This window comes from Buttiauxella sp. AC038 (assembly GCF_979253565.1).
Map to the genome: position 1 here is coordinate 3,088,468 of NZ_CEEDCQ010000001.1, position 19,670 is coordinate 3,108,137.

The 19,670-nt window shown below is 49.9% G+C and carries 19 protein-coding genes; 7 read left to right on the top strand and 12 right to left on the bottom strand.

Annotated elements, in window-relative coordinates; genetic code table 11:
- Positions 1-43 precede the first annotated feature (43 nt).
- The 3 genes from ansA to chiD all read left to right on the top strand — a co-directional run bounded on the left by ansA (position 44) and on the right by chiD (position 3,173).
- Positions 44-1,060 (top strand): asparaginase, encoded by a 1,017-nt coding sequence (ansA, locus tag AC0IXI_RS14685; RefSeq protein WP_064518126.1) that lies wholly within the window; start codon positions 44-46, stop codon positions 1,058-1,060.
- A 9-nt stretch (positions 1,061-1,069) separates the two neighbouring features.
- Complete coding sequence (pncA, locus tag AC0IXI_RS14690; protein WP_471682675.1) at positions 1,070-1,699, top strand: bifunctional nicotinamidase/pyrazinamidase; 630 nt, start codon at positions 1,070-1,072, stop codon at positions 1,697-1,699.
- A 202-nt stretch (positions 1,700-1,901) separates the two neighbouring features.
- Positions 1,902-3,173, top strand: a complete 1,272-nt coding sequence (gene chiD / locus AC0IXI_RS14695; RefSeq protein WP_471682676.1) for a chitinase ChiD — start codon at positions 1,902-1,904, stop codon at positions 3,171-3,173.
- A 52-nt stretch (positions 3,174-3,225) separates the two neighbouring features.
- Here the strand turns inward: chiD and AC0IXI_RS14700 are convergent, their stop codons facing one another.
- Positions 3,226-3,501 (bottom strand): YeaC family protein, encoded by a 276-nt coding sequence (locus AC0IXI_RS14700; RefSeq protein ID WP_122974001.1) that lies wholly within the window; start codon positions 3,499-3,501, stop codon positions 3,226-3,228.
- A gap of 42 nt (positions 3,502-3,543) precedes the next feature.
- Positions 3,544-3,957 (bottom strand): peptide-methionine (R)-S-oxide reductase MsrB, encoded by a 414-nt coding sequence (gene msrB / locus AC0IXI_RS14705; RefSeq protein ID WP_064518120.1) that lies wholly within the window; start codon positions 3,955-3,957, stop codon positions 3,544-3,546.
- A 346-nt stretch (positions 3,958-4,303) separates the two neighbouring features.
- On the opposite strand from msrB, the gene gapA reads away from it, so the two are divergent.
- Positions 4,304-5,299, top strand: coding sequence for a glyceraldehyde-3-phosphate dehydrogenase (gene gapA, locus AC0IXI_RS14710; protein WP_064518118.1), 996 nt, complete (start codon positions 4,304-4,306; stop codon positions 5,297-5,299).
- Between the two features lie 75 nt (positions 5,300-5,374).
- Entirely contained in the window at positions 5,375-6,262 is an 888-nt protein-coding gene (locus AC0IXI_RS14715) for a D-hexose-6-phosphate mutarotase (RefSeq protein WP_064518117.1), read from the top strand.
- Here the strand turns inward: AC0IXI_RS14715 and AC0IXI_RS14720 are convergent.
- Both AC0IXI_RS14720 and AC0IXI_RS14725 read right to left on the bottom strand, forming a co-directional pair.
- Positions 6,259-7,110: an aldo/keto reductase gene (locus AC0IXI_RS14720; protein ID WP_471682677.1), complete on the bottom strand. Its 852-nt coding sequence runs from the start codon at positions 7,108-7,110 to the stop codon at positions 6,259-6,261. The genes AC0IXI_RS14715 and AC0IXI_RS14720 overlap by 4 nt on opposite strands.
- 79 nt (positions 7,111-7,189) lie before the next feature.
- Entirely contained in the window at positions 7,190-7,939 is a 750-nt protein-coding gene (locus tag AC0IXI_RS14725; RefSeq protein ID WP_064518112.1) for a MipA/OmpV family protein, read from the bottom strand.
- Between the two features lie 426 nt (positions 7,940-8,365).
- Between AC0IXI_RS14725 and yeaG the strand changes: the two genes are divergently transcribed.
- Positions 8,366-10,300 carry a protein kinase YeaG gene (gene yeaG / locus AC0IXI_RS14730; RefSeq protein WP_064518110.1) on the top strand — a complete coding sequence of 645 codons (1,935 nt, stop codon included), beginning with the start codon at positions 8,366-8,368 and terminating at the stop codon, positions 10,298-10,300.
- Between the two features lie 69 nt (positions 10,301-10,369).
- A complete protein-coding gene (locus AC0IXI_RS14735) occupies positions 10,370-11,653 on the top strand; it encodes a YeaH/YhbH family protein (RefSeq protein ID WP_064518108.1) in 1,284 nt (427 codons plus the stop codon).
- A 337-nt stretch (positions 11,654-11,990) separates the two neighbouring features.
- Here AC0IXI_RS14735 and AC0IXI_RS14740 read toward each other — a convergent pair whose 3' ends face one another.
- From AC0IXI_RS14740 to AC0IXI_RS14775, 8 genes are all read right to left on the bottom strand, one after another.
- On the bottom strand, positions 11,991-12,371 hold the full coding sequence (locus AC0IXI_RS14740) for a HumD family translesion DNA polymerase (RefSeq protein ID WP_471683232.1): 381 nt from the start codon (positions 12,369-12,371) through the stop codon (positions 11,991-11,993).
- 2 nt (positions 12,372-12,373) lie between these two features.
- Positions 12,374-12,613 carry a DNA polymerase V gene (locus tag AC0IXI_RS14745; RefSeq protein WP_471682678.1) on the bottom strand — a complete coding sequence of 80 codons (240 nt, stop codon included), beginning with the start codon at positions 12,611-12,613 and terminating at the stop codon, positions 12,374-12,376.
- A 129-nt stretch (positions 12,614-12,742) separates the two neighbouring features.
- Positions 12,743-13,999 (bottom strand): phage tail fiber protein, encoded by a 1,257-nt coding sequence (locus AC0IXI_RS14750; RefSeq protein ID WP_471682679.1) that lies wholly within the window; start codon positions 13,997-13,999, stop codon positions 12,743-12,745.
- 95 nt (positions 14,000-14,094) lie between these two features.
- The gene (locus AC0IXI_RS14755; protein ID WP_471682082.1) at positions 14,095-14,775 is read right to left on the bottom strand and encodes a hypothetical protein; all 681 of its coding nucleotides are present in this window, start codon (positions 14,773-14,775) and stop codon (positions 14,095-14,097) included.
- Positions 14,775-15,077 carry a hypothetical protein gene (locus AC0IXI_RS14760; protein ID WP_471682081.1) on the bottom strand — a complete coding sequence of 101 codons (303 nt, stop codon included), beginning with the start codon at positions 15,075-15,077 and terminating at the stop codon, positions 14,775-14,777. The genes AC0IXI_RS14755 and AC0IXI_RS14760 overlap by 1 nt, the downstream gene beginning before the upstream one ends.
- Positions 15,077-18,316 carry a TipJ family phage tail tip protein gene (locus tag AC0IXI_RS14765; protein WP_471682680.1) on the bottom strand — a complete coding sequence of 1,080 codons (3,240 nt, stop codon included), beginning with the start codon at positions 18,314-18,316 and terminating at the stop codon, positions 15,077-15,079. The genes AC0IXI_RS14760 and AC0IXI_RS14765 overlap by 1 nt, the downstream gene beginning before the upstream one ends.
- A gap of 53 nt (positions 18,317-18,369) precedes the next feature.
- Positions 18,370-18,966 (bottom strand): tail assembly protein, encoded by a 597-nt coding sequence (locus AC0IXI_RS14770; protein ID WP_471682681.1) that lies wholly within the window; start codon positions 18,964-18,966, stop codon positions 18,370-18,372.
- Positions 18,963-19,670 (bottom strand): C40 family peptidase, encoded by a 708-nt coding sequence (locus AC0IXI_RS14775; RefSeq protein WP_471682682.1) that lies wholly within the window; start codon positions 19,668-19,670, stop codon positions 18,963-18,965. Before AC0IXI_RS14775 ends, AC0IXI_RS14770 begins: the two co-directional genes overlap by 4 nt.

Below are 19,670 nucleotides of genomic sequence, written 5' to 3' on the forward strand. Positions count from 1 at the left end.
TATACTGCGCCCCATAACGTAAAAGCCAGCCCTGAGCTCACTCATGCAAAAAAAATCAATCTACGTTGCCTATACCGGCGGTACTATCGGTATGCAGCGTTCAGAGCACGGTTACATTCCTGTTTCCGGCCACTTACAACGCCAGTTGGCTTTGATGCCAGAATTCCATCGCCAGGAAATGCCTGATTTCACGATTCACGAATATCAGCCGCTGATGGACTCCTCTGATATGACGCCTGAGGACTGGCAGCATATTGCTGATGACATTAAAGCCAATTACGACAAATACGACGGCTTTGTGATTCTGCATGGCACCGACACCATGGCGTTTACCGCCTCGGCGCTCTCTTTCATGCTGGAAAACCTCAGCAAGCCGGTGATTGTTACTGGTTCGCAGATTCCCCTGGCTGAGCTTCGTTCTGATGGGCAGATTAACCTGCTTAACTCTTTGTACATCGCGGCCAATTTCCCAATTAACGAAGTCACGCTGTTCTTCAATAACCGTCTGTATCGTGGCAACCGCACCACCAAAGCCCATGCCGACGGTTTTGATGCCTTCGCCTCACCAAATCTTGCTCCGTTGCTTGAAGCGGGTATCCACATTCGCCGTCTGAATACACCCGCTGCGCCACACAGCGAAGGCGAGTTAATTGTTCACCCGATTACCCCGCAGCCGATTGGTGTGGTGACGATTTATCCAGGGATTTCAGCAGACGTTGTCGGCAACTTTTTACGCCAGCCGGTAAAAGCGTTGATCCTTCGTTCTTACGGTGTGGGTAATGCTCCGCAGCACGGCGCGTTCCTCAAAGAGTTACAAGAAGCCTGTTCACGCGGCATTATCGTTGTAAATTTGACGCAATGTATGTCCGGTAAAGTCAATATGGGTGGCTACGCAACGGGTAACGCACTGGCTCAGGCGGGTGTAGTTAGCGGCTATGATATGACTGTAGAAGCGACGTTGACTAAGCTTCATTATTTGCTCAGCCAGAATCTGGATGTGCAGGCCATTCGCGAGGCCATGACGCGCAACTTGCGTGGTGAACTCACCCCAGACGAGTAAGGAGACACCATGAAACGTGCTTTGTTGATGGTTGATATACAGAATGATTTTTGTGCCGGTGGTGCCCTTGCTGTCCCTGACGGCGATGGCATCGTTGATGTGGCGAATGCGCTGATTAGCTTTTGCAAAACGCGTGGAGATGCAGTTGTTGCCACACAAGACTGGCATCCAGCTAATCACGGAAGCTTTGCCAGCGTCCAAAAAACCGAGCCTTACACCCAGGGAAAACTTGACGGGTTGAGACAAACATGGTGGCCTGATCACTGCGTACAACACAGCGAAGGTGCGCAACTTCACCCTTTGCTGAACACTCAGGAGATCGATGCTATTTTTCGCAAAGGCGAAAATACTCAAATTGATAGCTACAGTGGCTTTTTCGATAATGGGCATCGCCAGAAAACGGAACTCGACAGCTGGCTATTTCGCAATGAGATCAAACAGCTCGTGGTGATGGGACTGGCAACCGATTATTGCGTGAAGTTCACAGTACTGGACGCCCTGACATTGGGCTATGACGTGATAGTGATTACAGATGGTTGCCGGGGCGTGAACCTTCATCCTCAGGACAGCCTGAAGGCATTCCAGACTATGTCTGCAGCAGGTGCCACTTTAATGACGTTTGCTGATTTTACTTACTAATTTCCTCCAGGGCGCTATCGCGCCCTTCCCCCTTTCTCGATTCCGCTCTCATTCTGAACTTTTATTACTCGCTCATTTTTGAGAGCGCTCTCATAATGAATTTGTTTATTAATGCAGCATGTTAGCTGTGTTTTTTACCTGTCGCCCCGCTGGGTTACGTCAGGCTTTTAATCGATATTGCTCGTCAAAGAGGAACTACCCTATGGTCTTCACGCGTAAACTGCTGCCCTTGCTGGCAGTAATACAAATCGCTTGTGCCGGTGCGGCTCAAGCAAGCTCTTACCTCTCCGTCGGTTATTTCAATGGTGGCGGTGATGTTACTGCCGGGCCTGGTGGCGATATCAATAAACTTGATGTGCGCCAGATAACCCACCTCAACTACTCATTTGGCCTGATTTACAACGATGAGAAAGACGAAACCAACGCGGCACTGAAAGACGCATCAAAACTGCATCAAATTTGGCTCTCGCCAAAAGTCATCTCAGACCTTGAAAAGATCCCTGCGCTGCGGAAACAAAATCCGCAGTTGAAGGTTTTACTGTCGGTTGGTGGCTGGGGAGCACGTGGTTTTTCAGGCGTTGCTGCAACACCTGAAAATCGTGCAGTGTTCATCCGTTCGGCACAAGACGTTATTGCCAAATACGGGCTGGATGGTATTGATTTAGACTGGGAATATCCGGTCAACGGTGCGTGGGGCCTGGTAGCCAGCATGCCGGAAGATCGCGCTAACTTCACATCGTTGCTCAATGAGTTACGTACTGCGCTGGGCAAACAAAAATTACTGACCATTGCAGTGGCTGCAAACGTGAAAGGCCCGACCGAATGGGTCGATATGAAAGCCATTGCGCCTGCGCTTGATTACATCAATCTGATGGCTTACGACATGGCGTACGGCACTCAGTATTTCAACTCGAATCTTTATGACTCGAAAGCCTGGCCAACAGTTGCGAAAGCGGATAAGTACAGCGCTGATTATGTGGTGAGTAACTACATTGCTGCGGGCATGAAACCGGCGCAGCTAAATCTGGGTATTGGTTTCTATGGCCGCGTACCTAAGCGCGCAGTAGAGCCAGGCATTGACTGGGATAAACCAGACGCAGCTAAAAACCCGGTCACCCAACCCTACTTTGGCGCACCGGAAAAAACCGTATTTACATCGTTTGGGTTAGATCTGTCGAAAGACACTTATCTGAAATACAACGATATTGTGAGCAAAATGCTCAACGATCCGCAAAAACGTTTTACCGAGCACTGGGATAACGACGCGCAGGTGCCTTATATGACAATGAAATCTGCTGAGGGCAAAGATCTGTTTGCTATCTCGTATGAGAACCCACGTTCAGTGGCTGCCAAAGCGGAGTACATCAAAGCTAAAGGATTAGGTGGCGCGATGTTCTGGGAGTATGGCGCAGATGACAATAATCAGTTGGCAAAAGAGTTAGCCAAAGATTTGGGTATTAAAACAGAGCATTAATTTTAAAAACCAGGGTGGGTGGCATTGCGCCATCCACCCTTTAAGCTCACCGTTACAATTTCACGGTCATAATCGGCGCAGGCTCAATGCCGAACTCAGCTTTAAGCTGCTGCTTACTCTTCATCACGATATTGCCATCAGTGCCGATAGTCATATGCTGCGGGTCAGTGTTATGGCGCGTCTGCCACATCATCACTAACTGCAAACTGTTCTCTTTTTGATCGGGCGTCAGTGCCACACCGTCTGGCCATTTTCCCAGCTCAACGGCGGTCACCAGACGTTGATAAACTTCCGGTGTCATTGCTTCTAACATCTCGTCCAGGTTCATCATGTGGCAAGTTCCTGTGGAATAATTTGCTGAATCGATTTTTCAACCTTCGATTTGCTCACCGTTTTGGTCGTCGGTGAAGTTTAATGAGGCTGAATTCACGCAGTAACGCTCACCTGTTGGCTGCGGACCATCCGGGAAAACATGGCCTAAGTGGGCTTCACAATTGCCGCAACGGATTTCAATCCGCTCCATACCGTGGGTGAAGTCCTTGATGTAATGAATAGCACTGTCGCTTACAGGTTCATAGAAGCTAGGCCAGCCGCAGCCTGAGTCATACTTAGACTCTGACATAAACAACGGTGCGTCGCAGACCAGGCAGTGATACACCCCTTCCCGTTTGTTATGCAGCAGACGCCCGGAAAACGGTGGCTCAGTGCCATGTTTCTGGGTGACATAAAACTGCATCTCAGAAAGGTTTTTTTTCGATAAATCAGGAGGTAATTGGTTAGCCATATGCGTGCATCTCGTGCAGTGGGAACTGTAACTGATAACAGCATGATTCTAACAAAAAATTAACAACGCCGTGCTGTTTTTTGTTCTAAACTTAGCCCTGAATTTCTGGCGCAGCGTCAATTGTGATCGCCGTCACATTTTTGTTGGAATGGTCCTTTAAAATTCCTCGCATCGTCCCCATTTGGATAAAGAGCCAAAAGGGAAGCGCGAGGCGGTTCAGTCGTTCAAATGATGTCCATAGGATTGATTTGTCGCAATGATTGACACGATTCCGCTTGACGCTGAGTAAGGTTTTTGTAATTTTACAGGCAACCTTTTATTCACTAACAAATAGCTGGTGGAATATATGACTATCAAAGTAGGTATCAACGGTTTTGGCCGTATCGGCCGTATTGTTTTCCGTGCTGCTCAGGAACGTTCTGACATCGAGATCGTTGCAATCAACGACCTGTTAGACGCTGAATACATGGCTTACATGCTGAAGTACGACTCAACTCACGGTCGTTTCAACGGCACTGTAGAAGTCAAAGACGGCCACCTGGTTGTTAACGGCAAAACTATCCGTGTTACCGCAGAACGTGATCCGGCTAACCTGAAGTGGAACGAAGTCAACGTAGACGTTGTTGCTGAAGCAACTGGTCTGTTCCTGACTGACGAAACTGCTCGTAAGCACATCACTGCTGGCGCTAAAAAGGTTGTTCTGACTGGTCCTTCTAAAGACAGCACTCCTATGTTCGTTAAAGGTGCTAACTTCGAGAAATATGCTGGCCAGGATATCGTTTCTAACGCATCTTGCACCACTAACTGCCTGGCTCCACTGGCTAAAGTTATCAACGACAACTTCGGTATCGTTGAAGGCCTGATGACCACAGTTCACGCAACTACCGCTACTCAGAAAACTGTTGATGGCCCGTCTCACAAAGACTGGCGCGGCGGCCGCGGCGCAGCTCAGAACATCATCCCTTCTTCTACCGGTGCTGCTAAAGCTGTAGGCGTTGTACTGCCAGAGCTGAACGGTAAAATCACTGGTATGGCGTTCCGCGTTCCAACTCCAAACGTGTCTGTAGTTGACCTGACCGTTCGTCTGGAAAAAGCTGCGTCTTACGAAGAAATCAAGAAAGCAATCAAAGCGGCTTCTGAAGGCCCAATGAAAGGCGTTCTGGGTTACACCGAAGACGACGTTGTATCTACTGATTTCAACGGCGAAATTTGTACTTCTGTGTTCGATGCTAAAGCTGGTATCGCACTGAACGACCACTTTGTGAAACTGGTTTCCTGGTACGACAACGAAACTGGCTACTCAAACAAAGTACTGGACCTGATCGCTCACATCTCCAAATAAGTTGAGATGAGCTATTAGTCCTGAAGGCGACCCATGCGGTCGCCTTTTTTTTGCCTTCGATTGATAGGTGAGTCAATGATTAACAAAATTTTTGCCCTTCCAGTAGTTGAACAAATCACTCCTTCTATTTCCCGCCGTCAGATTGATGAGCTGGAAGTTATCGTGGTTGAACATCCACAAGCTCGTGGTGCTGTGACTTTGCAAGGCGCACACCTGTTGTCATGGAAACCAGCTGGTGAAGAAGAAGTGCTTTGGCTCAGCGGCAACACACCGTTCAAGCACGGCACGGCTATTCGTGGCGGCGTGCCAATCTGCTGGCCATGGTTTGGCCCAGGTGCGCAAGCAGACCTGCCAGCACACGGTTTTGCTCGCAACCTGCCGTGGACACTGACTGCGCATAACGAAGATGAAAGTGGCGTTGCCCTGACCTTCGAATTGCAAAGCAGCGATGCGACTCGCAAGTACTGGCCACATGACTTTACCCTGTACGCACGTTACAAGCTGGGTAAAACATGTGAAATGGAACTGGAAGCACACGGCGAGTTCGAAGTTAACTCCGCTCTGCATACTTATTTCAACGTTGGCGATATTGCTGATGTGAAAGTGAGTGGGCTGGGTATCAAGTATATTGATAAAGTGCTTAACGCTTCTGAAGGCCAGTTGACCGACGGCGTGCAGACCTTCCCGGACCGCACAGACCGTGTTTATCTGGACCCAGAAGAGTGCAGCGTTATTCATGATGCAAGCCTGAACCGCACCATTGACGTTGTTCACCACCACCACATCAATGTGGTTGGCTGGAACCCAGGCCCGGCATTGTCTACTTCTATGGCTGATATGCCAGATGATGGTTACAAGACTTTCGTGTGTGTTGAAACCGCATGTGCAAGCGCAACACAGAAAGCGACGGCTGATAAACCAGCTCGTTTAGCGACAACTATCCGTGTAGCGAAAAAAGCTTAAACCATATCTAAAGGCGTTTTGCGGCCCGGTGCCGGGAACGCCTTTTCCATCAGTGCTATTTCTTCCTGACTCAAGACAACTTCACGTGCCGCCGCATTTTCTTTCACATGCGCCACACTCCCCGCTTTCGGAATGGCCATCACACCATCGTGATGAATAACCCATGCCAGTAATAGTTGCGCGACGCTCACACCTTTACGCTTAGCCAACTCATTGAGTGCCGGATGGTTCATCAACCCACTGCGCAAACGCCCTGCCTGGGCTAACGGGCAATAAGCCATAACAGGCATCTGCTGTTGCTGGCACCATGGCAGTAAATCATGTTCAATCCCACGAGATGCAAGGTGGTAAAGCACCTGGTTGGTAGCACAACCGCGCCCACCAGCCGTACTCCATAACTCCTGCATATCTGAATAGTCGAGATTCGAAACACCCCAACGGCGAATTTTGCCTTGCTCAATCAGTTGCTGCATAACACTGACCGTATCTTGCAGGGGAATATCACCACGCCAGTGCAGTAAATAAAGGTCAAGATAATCTGTTTTTAGCCTTTTCAGGCTCGCCTCGCATGCGGCAATTGCCTGCTGCCCTACGGCGTTCCACGGATACACCTTTGAAACGAGGAAAACCTCATTTCGCCTGCCGCTAATAGCTTCACCCACCACCTTTTCCGCGCCACCATCAGCATACATTTCAGCGGTATCGATAAGCGTTAAGCCGAGATCAAGGCCCGTTTGGAGCGCACGCACTTCATCCGCACGTTGCGAGGGTTTTTCACCCATATACCAGGTACCTTGCCCGATACCAGATAAAGGTTTTGATGCAGAGAAAGAAATTTGATTCGCCATGACAACTCTCCTTAAATGATTGCACCACCATAATGAAAACGGGGCGCAAGCGCCCCGTTTAAGTGCATGATTTGCACCATCAGAAACTGTAAGTCACGCCTGTCAGCAATACCCCAGTCCACTGCTTATCGATCATTGGGCTGTCAGTTACTTCGTCTGCCAGACGAACATAGCGACCCATACCGAATACATTCCAGCTGTCTGTCAGTTTGTAATTCACCGACAGCTCAACATACGGTGACCAACTGCTTTCAGCTTCGTAAGAACTCAGGCCACTGCGGCTGGACTCTTTCTTGCTGACACCATAGTAGTAATCGTTCTGGTTATCGCTGCTCCACTGCACACCGATTCCTGGCGTCAGAGTCAACCTATCGCTGTTGTAGCGATACAACCACGCGGTATCCCATGTGACGCCATTACTGTTGTCCAGGGTATCACCTGCAAGCACGGTACGCAGGAAACCATAATCGGTGTAATGCACATAGGAAAGCCCAGCCATCAGCGTCGCGTGGCGGTTGTCCAACTGACGCATACTTTTTGAATCACTGTCTTTCGCACGGAAAAATAGTGGTGAATAGTAAGCGGTGATGGAAAGTTTGTCGGTCTTGTCATTCCAGAGGTAGTAACCCGCGTTTAGACCACGCAGATAGAAACTGTCCCCTTCATAGCCGACCAGTGGAACCGGATAAACACGGTCCTGATCACCTTTATAAGGATTCGGGGTAACCAGTGCGGCAGCACCTAAAGACCATGGGCCGTCAGCGGCATGCACAGCAGAAAAAGATGAGGCAAGCAACGCCCCTAATGTCAGAATTTTGAATTTGCTCACAATCCATTAAGTCCTTTAATCAAATAATCAGCGGTAAGAGTGTAACCTCCCAAGCTCTTCACCCCAAATTTTTTACTCAAACTAAACCTAAAATCAACTTATCAACATCTCGCATACAGGTTTCACCTTCTTTTCACTTTTATGTACGACATATGAACGCCGTAGCTTCCCTTAACAACAAAAGGAGAAATAAATGGATGAGTTATTGATATGTCATTGAAATTGGCTTGTGGCCGTATGCAAGTTTTGCAAATGCCATCTACGCTTTATTTTAGGAAGATGAAATACGCTGAACGCAGCAATAAAACTGCCACTAATCAAGTTGGCATAAGGGTTGCTCAAGATTCAGGAGACGTCTTCCGGGAGCCCCCATTACTATTACCTTCGGCTCTCTAACCTGTGCTAAAAACGAAAGGACGGCATGCCATGAATATATTCGATCACTATCGCCAGCGTTATGAAGCTGCCAAGGACGAAGAGTTCACACTGCAGGAGTTTCTTGCTGTATGTAAGCAAGATCGCAGTGCCTATGCTAACGCGGCAGAAAGGCTATTGATGGCCATTGGTGAGCCAGTGATGGTGGATACTGCCACTGAGCCACGGCTATCCCGTCTCTTTTCGAACCGGGTGATCTCCCGTTATCCGGCGTTTGAAGAGTTCTATGGCATGGAAGAAGCCATCGAGCAGATTGTTGCCTATCTCAAACACGCAGCCCAGGGTCTGGAAGAGAAGAAACAGATCCTTTATTTGCTGGGGCCGGTCGGTGGCGGTAAATCCTCACTTGCTGAACGCCTGAAAGCATTGATGCAACGTGTGCCGATTTACACATTGAGTGCCAACGGTGAACGCAGTCCGGTAAATGACCACCCGCTGTGTCTGTTCAACCCACAAGAAGATGCCTCTATTCTGGAAAAAGAGTACGGCGTCCCTACCCGCTATCTCGGCACGATTATGTCACCGTGGGCGGCAAAACGTCTGCATGAGTTTGGTGGCGATATCACCAAATTCCGCGTGGTAAAAGTCTGGCCGTCGATTCTGGCGCAAATCGCGATTGCCAAAACTGAACCTGGTGATGAGAACAACCAGGATATCTCGGCGCTGGTCGGTAAAGTGGACATCCGTAAACTGGAAAACCACGCGCAGAACGATCCAGATGCTTATGGCTATTCCGGTGCTCTGTGCCGTGCAAACCAGGGCATCATGGAATTCGTTGAGATGTTCAAAGCCCCAATCAAAGTGCTCCACCCTTTGCTGACCGCAACCCAGGAGGGGAACTATAACGGGACCGAAGGCATTTCCGCCCTGCCGTTTAACGGCATTATTCTGGCTCACTCCAACGAATCTGAGTGGGTGACTTTCCGTAATAACAAAAACAATGAGGCGTTCCTTGACCGTGTTTACATTGTCAAAGTGCCTTATTGCCTGCGAATTTCTGAAGAGATCAAGATCTACGAAAAACTGTTGACCCACAGCGAGTTGCTGCACGCACCGTGCGCCCCTGGTACGCTGGAAACGCTGTCACGCTTTTCGATTCTGTCGCGATTGAAAGATCCGGAAAACTCCAGCATTTACTCCAAAATGCGGGTATATGACGGTGAAAGTCTGAAAGATACCGACCCGAAAGCGAAATCCTACCAGGAGTATCGTGATTACGCTGGCGTAGATGAGGGCATGAACGGGTTGTCGACACGTTTTGCGTTCAAAATCCTCTCCCGTGTGTTCAACTTTGACCACGTGGAAGTAGCTGCTAACCCGGTACACCTGTTCTACGTACTGGAGCAGCAAATAGAGCGCGAGCAGTTCCCGCAGGATATTGCAGAGAAATATCTTGAGCACTTGAAAGGCTATCTGATCCCTAAATACGCTGAATTTATCGGTAAAGAGATTCAGACGGCGTACCTCGAATCTTACTCAGAGTACGGGCAAAACATTTTCGACCGTTATGTAACCTACGCTGACTTCTGGATTCAGGATCAGGAGTACCGCGACCCGGATACCGGTCAGTTGTTTGACCGTGAATCCCTGAACGCGGAACTGGAAAAAATTGAAAAACCGGCTGGCATCAGCAACCCGAAAGATTTCCGTAATGAAATCGTTAATTTCGTCTTGCGTGCCCGTGCCAACAATAATGGTCGTAACCCTAACTGGACCAGCTACGAGAAGCTGCGCACGGTTATCGAGAAGAAAATGTTCTCGAATACCGAAGAGCTGCTACCCGTTATCTCGTTCAATGCCAAAACCTCGACCGACGAGCAGAAGAAACACGATGACTTTGTCGATCGTATGATGGAGAAAGGCTATACCCGCAAACAAGTCCGTCTGCTGTGCGAATGGTATCTGCGGGTGCGCAAATCTTCATAACGTCTAAGTCAAAATGGGTGCCACAACCGTGGCACCCCTGCGCAGTTGGCAAAGAAGTTTGGGGGAAATATGGCCTATTTTATTGACAGGCGACTGAACGGAAAAAATAAAAGCGCGGTAAATCGCCAGCGTTTTTTGCGCCGTTATAAAGCACAGATTAAACAGTCGATTTCCGAGGCCATCAACAAGCGTTCGGTAACCGACGTGGACAGCGGCGAATCCGTCTCTATCCCAAGTGAAGATATCAGCGAACCGATGTTTCATCAGGGGCGTGGTGGGCTGCGTCATCGTGTTCACCCGGGTAACGATCACTTTGTACAGAACGACCGTATCGAGCGCCCGCAAGGTGGTGGCGGTGGTTCAGGTGGTGGCCAGGGCCAGGCAAGTCAGGATGGTGAAGGCCAGGATGAGTTTGTCTTTCAAATCTCAAAAGATGAATATCTCGACTTATTGTTTGAAGACCTGGCATTGCCGAATCTGAAGAAGAATCAGCATCGCCAGATAACCGAGTTTAAATCACACCGTGCGGGTTACACCTCGAATGGTGTACCGGCGAATATCAGTGTTGTCCGCTCATTGCAAAACTCGCTGGCGCGACGCACTGCAATGACTGCCGGTAAACGCCGTCAGTTACACGAACTTGAAGACAGTCTTGAAACGGTAAGCAACAGCGAACCAGCCCAGTTGCTTGAAGAAGAACGCTTGCGCAAAGAGATTGCCGAACTGCGCGAGAAAATAGCCCGTGTACCGTTTATCGATACCTTCGATTTACGCTACAAAAACTACGAAAAGCGCCCTGAGCCTTCAAGCCAGGCGGTAATGTTCTGTTTGATGGACGTTTCTGGTTCGATGGATCAGGCCACCAAAGATATGGCAAAACGCTTTTATATTTTGCTCTATCTGTTCTTGAGCCGAACCTATAAAAACGTGGAAGTGGTCTATATCCGCCACCACACCCAGGCCAAAGAAGTCGATGAGCACGAGTTCTTTTACTCGCAGGAAACGGGCGGCACGATTGTCTCAAGCGCCCTGAAACTGATGGATGAAGTCATGAAGGAGCGCTACGATCCGGCGTTGTGGAACATCTACGCTGCACAAGCTTCTGATGGCGATAACTGGGCAGATGATTCGCCGTTGTGTCATGAATTACTAGCGAAGAAATTACTGCCAATGGTGCGTTATTACAGCTATATCGAAATTACGCGCCGCGCCCACCAAACCCTGTGGCGCGAATATGAGGATTTACAATCTACGTTTGATAACTTCGCGATGCAGCATATTCGCGACCAGGATGATATCTACCCTGTATTCCGTGAACTTTTCCAAAAGCAGGCGAGTAAAAGTTACAATTAGCCTATATAAAACAGCCAGTTAGCATCGTTTTTCTGGCTGTTTTTCTCTTAATTCATTCCTCAAAAGTTTCTTTAATTTACAGTGAGTTGCAATTAGTTTTGGGGAACAATTCCGGGAAACCCGGCAGCAAATGCCAATGTTTAACCGTGTATTCAACTCCCCCAGCTCCACCACTTAGGATAGGACAGTGCAAGGACAACACCTTGATAAACATGATGTTACGGCTCCAGACCGGACACTGTCGAGACACAAACGGGACTAAAAAGGATACGCAAAAGATACGCGGCTCCCGGTCCCAACAAAAACCCGCCTTGTGCGGGTTTTTTGTTTCCTGTTTTCACATCACCGGCACATCGTCAAATTCACCTGCCCGCGCATCGTTAAGTATCCACGTTACAACACCGAAAACACCATCGTCCTCGAAGTCATCCAGCAGATTGAACTTCCTCTCTGGCTCATCTATTTCCTCAAGGTGAGGCGTGGGAAACTTTCGGTACCGCAAAACTCTGAACTCAGCATGCACTGTTCCAACAACGATCGAGCCATCGCATGGTGTCTTACTGCTATCGACGACAAGATATGCGCCACACATGATGCCTGCTTTCCAGTGTGAGTCAGTTGAGCGAAGTACGTATGTGGCACTTGGCTCACTGATAAGCTTTTGATCAAGACTGATGCATTGCTCTGTGAAGTCGAGCGCTGGAGATGGAAAGCCCATAATCATAACCCTCCATTGGGGTTATAAAGCATATAGGTACGAGCCTCCCCTTCCTGAGTTGATATGTCCTTAAATGTCGTAACGTAGAATTCGATCCACTGATTGGCTTCTTTCTCGCTCCAGAACCAGTTCACTTTCTCAAGCTGGCTGACAAAATCGACCGTCGTGACTGTGCGACGGCCGCTTTGTTCAAACTTGATAGCATTACGGAATGCTATCGAAATGTCGTCGCGGCGTGGCATGCTCCCCTCCTTAAACATACTGTATATTTAAACAGTATAAATTTATTAAAGACGAGATCAAGCGAACCGGCAATATGGGCTGGCGATGTTATGAGCTAACGGGATTAAAGGGCTTTACTGATGAAGGGATTAAGCGTTGTGTAAATTTTCTAGATTTGAGTCAGCCCGTCCCTCTTGCTGTTCCGTCGCTGCGCGCTCAGCCTCTTCCATCGCCTTCTGAGCCGCTGCCTGTTTCTGGTTGAAAATGCTGCCTTGTGGCATTTCAACACGCACAGAAACGAACTGGTCCGATGGAATATCAATCGGGTCACCATCAGCAAAGCCATCAATCTTATTCCGGGCGAACACAGGTGCATCGTGATACGTCCGATGATAGGTTTTAACAAGGATTGAACCATCAGCATCGACTTCATAATCAAGCCAAATTCGTGGCTGTTTATTGCGGTCTAGTGGGATTTCAAAACCGCCATCAATCCCTCCCCAACCGGCATCACTGTTTAGCCCTACACAGCCTTGAATCAGATACTCACCACAGGACTGTCGGGTAACGATTACTCCTTCGGATTCACCATTCGTTTCATACGTGCCATCTGAAAAAACCTTCACGACTGGAGAGGACCGCTTTAAGAAGCCCGATGCATCTACTGTAGTATTCCCTGTACTCCAGAATTCAACGCCATTCGAAAACCCTGAGGGCAGCCAACTCCTCATCTGAATTCTTTCGCCTACGATTGGTAAGACAATCTGAGCCCCATAGATGCCAAGTGAAAATGAAATACCTGCACCATCGACGTTGCCGAAAGGAGAACCCTCTTGCGGGACGCGTATAAACTGCGTTTCATTTTGTGGTGAAGCCCATGACGGCAAGATGTTAACCTGTGCGCCCAACCCAAAGGCACCAACAGGCATGACATTACCGCTATTTGTTCCCGCGTCTTTTGTTGCAGATGAGCCCAGACTGGACTTATCTGCTTTTCCTGAAAGTGCCGACGCAATGCCATTCCATGATGGTCCGGTATAACTTGAACCATCCGGTAGTGTGACAGTGATATTCCCACTGACACTGTAGACCTGCTGCCAGTTCTGTTTGTCGTAATTCAGCCCACGTATGGCGCGCGCTGTATCTGCGGCAATCTGTGCAGTAATCCCGACCAGCGTGCCATTTGGTATCGGTGTCCAGGCAAGGCCGCCCGTTGTCGGGCCGCCGTAAGCAGTGGTCAGTGTCAGTGCTGTAGCCGATTCGACAGACTTCACGCCAAGCGTATAGGTTGTGCCGCCCACTATGGCGACAAGGAAATCATTAGCTTTGAGCTCAGTCGGGAACGCGGTACCGGTGCCGGTAACAGCGGTAGAATTATTGGTTAGGGTGATAGTGCCTGCTGGCATGGTTCTCTCCTGAATTCTGGCAATAAAAAACCCCGCCGTAGCAGGGTTGGTATTCGTTGTGCGTCGGGTGCTGCCCAATAACTTAAAACAATTAATTAATCATACGCCGCAGTATTTATTGCCGTTATTGCCATTCCTGTATTGGTACCATATACAGGACTTCCTTGCCCGATTCGGTTCCCTGCGGCATTAATACGTGTGTTTGTTCCATCAAATCTCGCCCCCGCATAAGCGGTGATATTTATGATTATTGGCTGACCTGCAGAGCTATTAGTGACCTGCCATGTTGACGAGCCTAATATACAAGGCGCTACAGCATATGACCCCTGCAGCGTCTGGTCGATATTAATCCCGCCATTATCTCCCGGCGTGCCGACGGTTTGTAGATCAGTTAACACACGTGACTCGTTCGTGAGCACGAGTTTCCCGGTCGCATCCCAGATTGCGAAACCCCATGGCGGCAACGTCTGCGGGAATACCGCAAAAACATATGCTGTCAGTGTGAATGACTGCCCATATGGATTATCACCTGCAATATAGATATTCCCCCCAATACGGTATGCAATCACAGGTGTCGGTTGTGCAGTATTCGTCGTTTTAACGAACACCATGACCGGGTAATTGGCGTCTATAGCAATATTCCGCTCTACGTGTTGAGCGGTGCCGTTTGCCACCGAATTAAACTCATATTTACCGTACAGGCAAAATGGCGTCGACTGAGGGGTGACAAACGGCTGACCGTTTTCCATAAGGAACATTGCGCCGAAATCATCCATCACGCCTTCTCCATGAAAACAATCAACTCACACTTTGATGCCGGGTAGTTCCCCACTCCGGTATTAGAGGCGGCAGTGATCGTTATCGTATTCCCCGAAGCAGCAATCCTGCGCCCGACAGTACTTCCACCCTCATCGAGCGATACGGCGAAGCCCACCTTCATCCCTGCTGGCACTGTATAAGACCAACTGCCGGTGTTCTGGCCCATCGCGAGCGGTATACTCCCCACCACAGAGACCGGCTTAACCCCGTAATTGTTCGGTTTGCCGTTCGCATCCCATGTCTGAAGGCCCCATGCCATTAGAATACCCCCGTCAGTTTTCCCCATTGGCAGCGCAACACGCCATTCGCATCCCTTACGCTGTCGGTAACATTTGTCGATTTTCTTGCCCCTGCACCATCACTGCCATAGTTCTCGAAAGTGCCCACTTTATCCAGCCGCCAGCCAGAGCTACCCGCAACATAGTCATTGGACTGAATGAAACTCCCAATCTTGGTATTATCAATACTGGCATCCCGAATAAATGCATCGCTGATAAACACCTGGCCGTTAACGATCGCAAACGGTGAATAAGCATTACCACCGCTGCCACTGGTGACAACAAACTGATTGGCATTAAAACCAATACGCGTGGTAACCGGCTGACCGGATGGCGCTAATACAGCGATAGTCATCCCGGCGTCATAGTAATTGCCATTCAGATTCACGCCTGCTTTCATGCTGTAAATTGCTGACCCGCCAGAGCTGCTAAACACGGATGTCATTTTCTGCTCGAGCGCAGCAGTATTCGTCACCAGTTGCTTACCAACAGCATCAAGTCCATTCATGTTAGATATCAACTGATTGCCAACTGTCTGGAACTGAGCCGATACCAGGGTGGTCTGCTCCGCGAACGCTTTATCGAGGTCGGCAACGGTGGTTTTCACCGTCAGAACATCCGCGCGAATCTCTCCCTGCATTTTGAACTGATGGTCAACCGAAGAGTTGTTGTTCAGTGCGTTCTGCAACAAGCCTTCAATGTTGGTATCAATCTGGCTGGAGAGCCGTTCGCCATCTTCGGCGGTGAGGAAGTCTTTAGCGATATCGCCCAGGTAATCATCAGCGTTAGCGTTCGACATTCCCCTTACCCATTCAGTCCAGTCGCTATTATTACCAATACGATCAACAAGACGCGCCCGGTACCAGAAGACTATGCCAGCCTTCAAGCCTGCTTGCTGGTAGATACGCTGCGGGTAAGGGACATCAGCGAGGAGCATTGCAGCCGAACCATCTGAGGCCGCGCTGTACTGTAGCTCCGTGTTTAGTGTATCCCCCGTATCTGCCGGGAATCCCCAGGAAATGTTGATGCCAAAGACCACATCATCGGTTGCTGATAAGCCCAACGGTTTAGGGGGTAAACCGACTTTCCCTTTCAGTTCTACTTCAGGACTTACCGTCCAGATAGAGCTGATATCGCTTGAGTTAATTGCACGTACGCGCGCAGTGTACCGCCCTGAATAGATGCCCGGGACTTCAAATCCCAGCGAACTGGTGCGCGGCGCATTTACCCAGTCGCCATTATCTTTTCGCCACTCGCATTCGTACGCAATGGCATTCGGTACCGCGTCCCAGTTCACACGCAGCGTTTCAACGCTGATGTTCTGTACCACCCGGCTGTAGCTGGTAATAGTGACCGCTGCCGGGGGTGCCTGAACGCCCGGAGGAATGGCAGATATTGGTCGCTCATCAAGGCGTGCGCCGGTATCGATGGCAGCATATTTATCAGGATTATGGTTTATGGCCGCGATGGTAAATGTGCCATCGTCATTATCAGTGACACCCGTCACCCGATACTGCTGGATAAACAGATCATCAGCATCCACAACCCACACCGACTGTACTTCCGGCGTTTCACTGTAAGCCGTGGTGACGGTGACCTGCTTATCAGTGACCGACTGAATCGTACGCGCCTGAGATTTACCGGAGGGTAAGTTGATTATCAGGCGGCTCCCCGATTTCGCATCAGCAACACGGTCTAGCGTAATAACCCGCCCATTTACTGCGCTGATACGTCCACCCATCACCTTGCCAGACAGGTTCTGATCAGCCACGCCGATAATATACCCAGGCAATGGGATCATCCCTTCCATCCCGGTGGAAAATGTCACAAGACGGTCTTTGGCGTTCGTCAGTAGTGTCCAGCGACCACGACGATTTGCCTCGGTCCTGCGGGTGCAGCCAATGGCGGTAATTTCAGTCTGACGCACTTTGTAACGACGAATCAGGTCCTGTTCAAACACGCCTTCCACTTCATCAGCATAATGATTGTCGGGGTTGGACCAGGACACCATTGCTGTCGAATAGCGGTTACGCTCGCTGCCACCGGCATAAACAAATTTCCCACCGATGACATTTGCCCGGGTGAAAACATAAGTCATGTCGCGTGGCTGGTCAGCCAGGGCAAAAAGCTGATTATTGGCCCAGTACGTCATACCGCGAAAGATACTCGCCAGGTCGCGTAGTACGTTGAACGCTTCGTTCTGGCTCTGAATGTACACGTCACAGAGGAAACGCGGTTCGGTACCACTCCCGCCAAGGCCATCGGGAACTAGCTGATCGCAATACTGCGCAATGCGGTAGAGCTCCCATTTGTCGACCTGAGTCGCATCAAGACGGTCACCCAGGCCAAAGCGAGGATTGAGGACCATGTCGTAAAACACCCACGCTGGGTTATTGGAATATGCCCATTTGAACGAGCCATCCCATGTACCACTATAGGTGCGTGAATCAGCATCATATGCTGTCGGCACGCGGATGAGCCGCCCCGGTGCTTTAACGCTGATTTGTGGAATATTGCTGAACTGCTTTGCATCAAATGTAACGAACAGCAGCTCAGTATTCGGGTAGCGAAGTTTTGCATCAATGACTTCAGCGTACGCTTCGATATTTGTCGCATCAGCAATTCGATTGGAAACGGAATCAGCAGTAATGCGGGTAACGCGAACCTGCCAGCCAGTGGTGGCTTTTGGCAGGTCAATGCGGTGTGAGCGCTCATAAAGCGAAGTCGTTTTGCCATCGAAGGCACCGTTCACGACAATCTGGTATGCACCACCATCGGTGGCCAGTTCAATTTTGTACTCAACCCGGGAGCCAACAACGTCACCGTTATCTTTCTGCTTTTGCAGCGCGGGAAGGCCAAGACGAATACGCAGCGCAGAAAGCTGCGTATTGCTGATGGCTCGGGTCCACGGCTGGGTTTGCTTTAGCGGCGTGTTGATCGAGATTTCATTTTCAACTGAGGGAATACCCTGGATATATTCCTGCGCCTGAGTGCCGGGGCGATACTCCCACGTCACACCGGGAAAATTCAGTGTCCCGTCCTGCGCCCGAACTGGCGTACCATCGAGATAGATATCTTTATCTGTGAGTCCGCCCGCACATTCCCCTTCGCCCAGTGCCAGTAGTATTTTGGCGGTAGCAACAGAATGCAGTGAATCTGGCGATTCTTTTGGGGATTGCGCATTACCGCCCCCGCCTTTGCGCCCCTGAATATTTACCATATTGCGCCCACAAAAAAGGGCCGCCTGAGCGACCCTGTAGTGAAAGGAAGTTATTACTGATAATCGTCGGTATAAATACCCGCAGAGATAATGGCCCCGCCACGCTCACGTAGACCGTAAGCCACACCAACCGGGTTACCCATGGCGACAGTATTTACCGGGCCTCCGAAAGCGTAGGACGGCATATTGTCCGGGTCCTGGCGGGAGGCGAGCCCTTTTGCCTGCGGTGAAAGCATCTGAGCGACACCGCCAATCATCATGGCCGCTCCAAACTTCGCCATTCCGTAACCAAATGCAGACATTGTGCCCGCGGAGAAATATCCAATAAGCACGCCGGCAACTACCAGTACCGCCCCAAGAACAGTTTGCAAAACTCCAGCCCGCTTGCTCCCGGCTATCACCGGTACAATGCGGATCACTTCATCGCCGCTGTTATGCTTCAGCTCTTCTTTAGTGATGTTGTGTCTGCCTTTGAAGACGGCAAAGCGAAGCCCTTTAAGATGAGCGTTTTGCATAAACGTTTCAAATCCGGGGATGGTGACAGACAGAGCGCGGCACGCTTCCGCTGGCGTATCGATAACCAGCCGGTGCGCACGACCAAACAGTGCCGCCAGGCTTCCACTCAGCAAAACAGTTTTATACTGATTCATGGTAAATCCTTGTGTCTGACAATGAGGGCGGTTCGTTCACGCCAGTAACCGCCATAGGGTGTTTTGCAGGAGAGTTGCCCGTAGAGGTGATGAAGCAGCTGATTATCTTCAAGGAGAATGCCCGCATGATTCACCACCGGTGCGGAAACCTGCATCAGAACCATATCTCCTGGGCGGGGATCATCAACTTCGCGAAAACCCTCCGCGTACCAGTTATCGAGATAAAGATTTTCCTCTCCGGACTCCCACCATGGGCGCTCCACGCTGTAGTTTTTAAGCTCAACGCCCTGTCGCCTGTGCCAGTCCATAATCAGTGACCAGCAGTCAGCATGGCCGAGCACAAAACCGCGACCAACCAGTTCACGTTCAACCCGAGGGTAAATGGTACGAATGTCGCCTTCCGGCCATGAAGCAATAATCCATGGCACACCATGCGCATCACACTGAAGCATATCCAGCTCACTCGGCTGTGTGGTCGCGCCATCACCTGGGTGACTGTGCACTATCGCAATTATGGTTCCACGATCTTCCGCTGCCGCGTAATCCTCAGGGCATAATTCAAATTGTTCCGTTGGCACCGGAGTAATGTTCTTGCAGGGAACATAGTGTTCCACCCGGCCCTTCTGGATAACCAGACCACAGCATTCGGCAGGATATGCGGCCGCAGCATGCGCCATAATGGTCTGCAGTGTTGTTTCACGCAT

Excerpts from the sequence above, each read along its gene's own strand:
- AC0IXI_RS14770 (WP_471682681.1), bottom strand. The coding sequence starts at position 18,966 with ATGAATCAGTATAAAACTGTTTTGCTGAGTGGAAGCCTGGCGGCACTG.
- yeaG (WP_064518110.1), top strand. The coding sequence starts at position 8,366 with ATGAATATATTCGATCACTATCGCCAGCGTTATGAAGCTGCCAAGGAC.
- AC0IXI_RS14745 (WP_471682678.1), bottom strand. The coding sequence starts at position 12,613 with ATGCCACGCCGCGACGACATTTCGATAGCATTCCGTAATGCTATCAAG.
- AC0IXI_RS14755 (WP_471682082.1), bottom strand. The coding sequence starts at position 14,775 with ATGGATGATTTCGGCGCAATGTTCCTTATGGAAAACGGTCAGCCGTTT.
- AC0IXI_RS14760 (WP_471682081.1), bottom strand. The coding sequence starts at position 15,077 with ATGGCATGGGGCCTTCAGACATGGGATGCGAACGGCAAACCGAACAAT.
- AC0IXI_RS14765 (WP_471682680.1), bottom strand. The coding sequence starts at position 18,316 with ATGGTAAATATTCAGGGGCGCAAAGGCGGGGGCGGTAATGCGCAATCC.
- AC0IXI_RS14700 (WP_122974001.1), bottom strand. The coding sequence starts at position 3,501 with ATGAACCTGGACGAGATGTTAGAAGCAATGACACCGGAAGTTTATCAA.
- AC0IXI_RS14715 (WP_064518117.1), top strand. The coding sequence starts at position 5,375 with ATGATTAACAAAATTTTTGCCCTTCCAGTAGTTGAACAAATCACTCCT.
- chiD (WP_471682676.1), top strand. The coding sequence starts at position 1,902 with ATGGTCTTCACGCGTAAACTGCTGCCCTTGCTGGCAGTAATACAAATC.
- pncA (WP_471682675.1), top strand. The coding sequence starts at position 1,070 with ATGAAACGTGCTTTGTTGATGGTTGATATACAGAATGATTTTTGTGCC.
- ansA (WP_064518126.1), top strand. The coding sequence starts at position 44 with ATGCAAAAAAAATCAATCTACGTTGCCTATACCGGCGGTACTATCGGT.
- msrB (WP_064518120.1), bottom strand. The coding sequence starts at position 3,957 with ATGGCTAACCAATTACCTCCTGATTTATCGAAAAAAAACCTTTCTGAG.
- gapA (WP_064518118.1), top strand. The coding sequence starts at position 4,304 with ATGACTATCAAAGTAGGTATCAACGGTTTTGGCCGTATCGGCCGTATT.
- AC0IXI_RS14775 (WP_471682682.1), bottom strand. The coding sequence starts at position 19,670 with ATGCGTGAAACAACACTGCAGACCATTATGGCGCATGCTGCGGCCGCA.
- AC0IXI_RS14750 (WP_471682679.1), bottom strand. The coding sequence starts at position 13,999 with ATGCCAGCAGGCACTATCACCCTAACCAATAATTCTACCGCTGTTACC.
- AC0IXI_RS14735 (WP_064518108.1), top strand. The coding sequence starts at position 10,370 with ATGGCCTATTTTATTGACAGGCGACTGAACGGAAAAAATAAAAGCGCG.
- AC0IXI_RS14720 (WP_471682677.1), bottom strand. The coding sequence starts at position 7,110 with ATGGCGAATCAAATTTCTTTCTCTGCATCAAAACCTTTATCTGGTATC.
- AC0IXI_RS14740 (WP_471683232.1), bottom strand. The coding sequence starts at position 12,371 with ATGGGCTTTCCATCTCCAGCGCTCGACTTCACAGAGCAATGCATCAGT.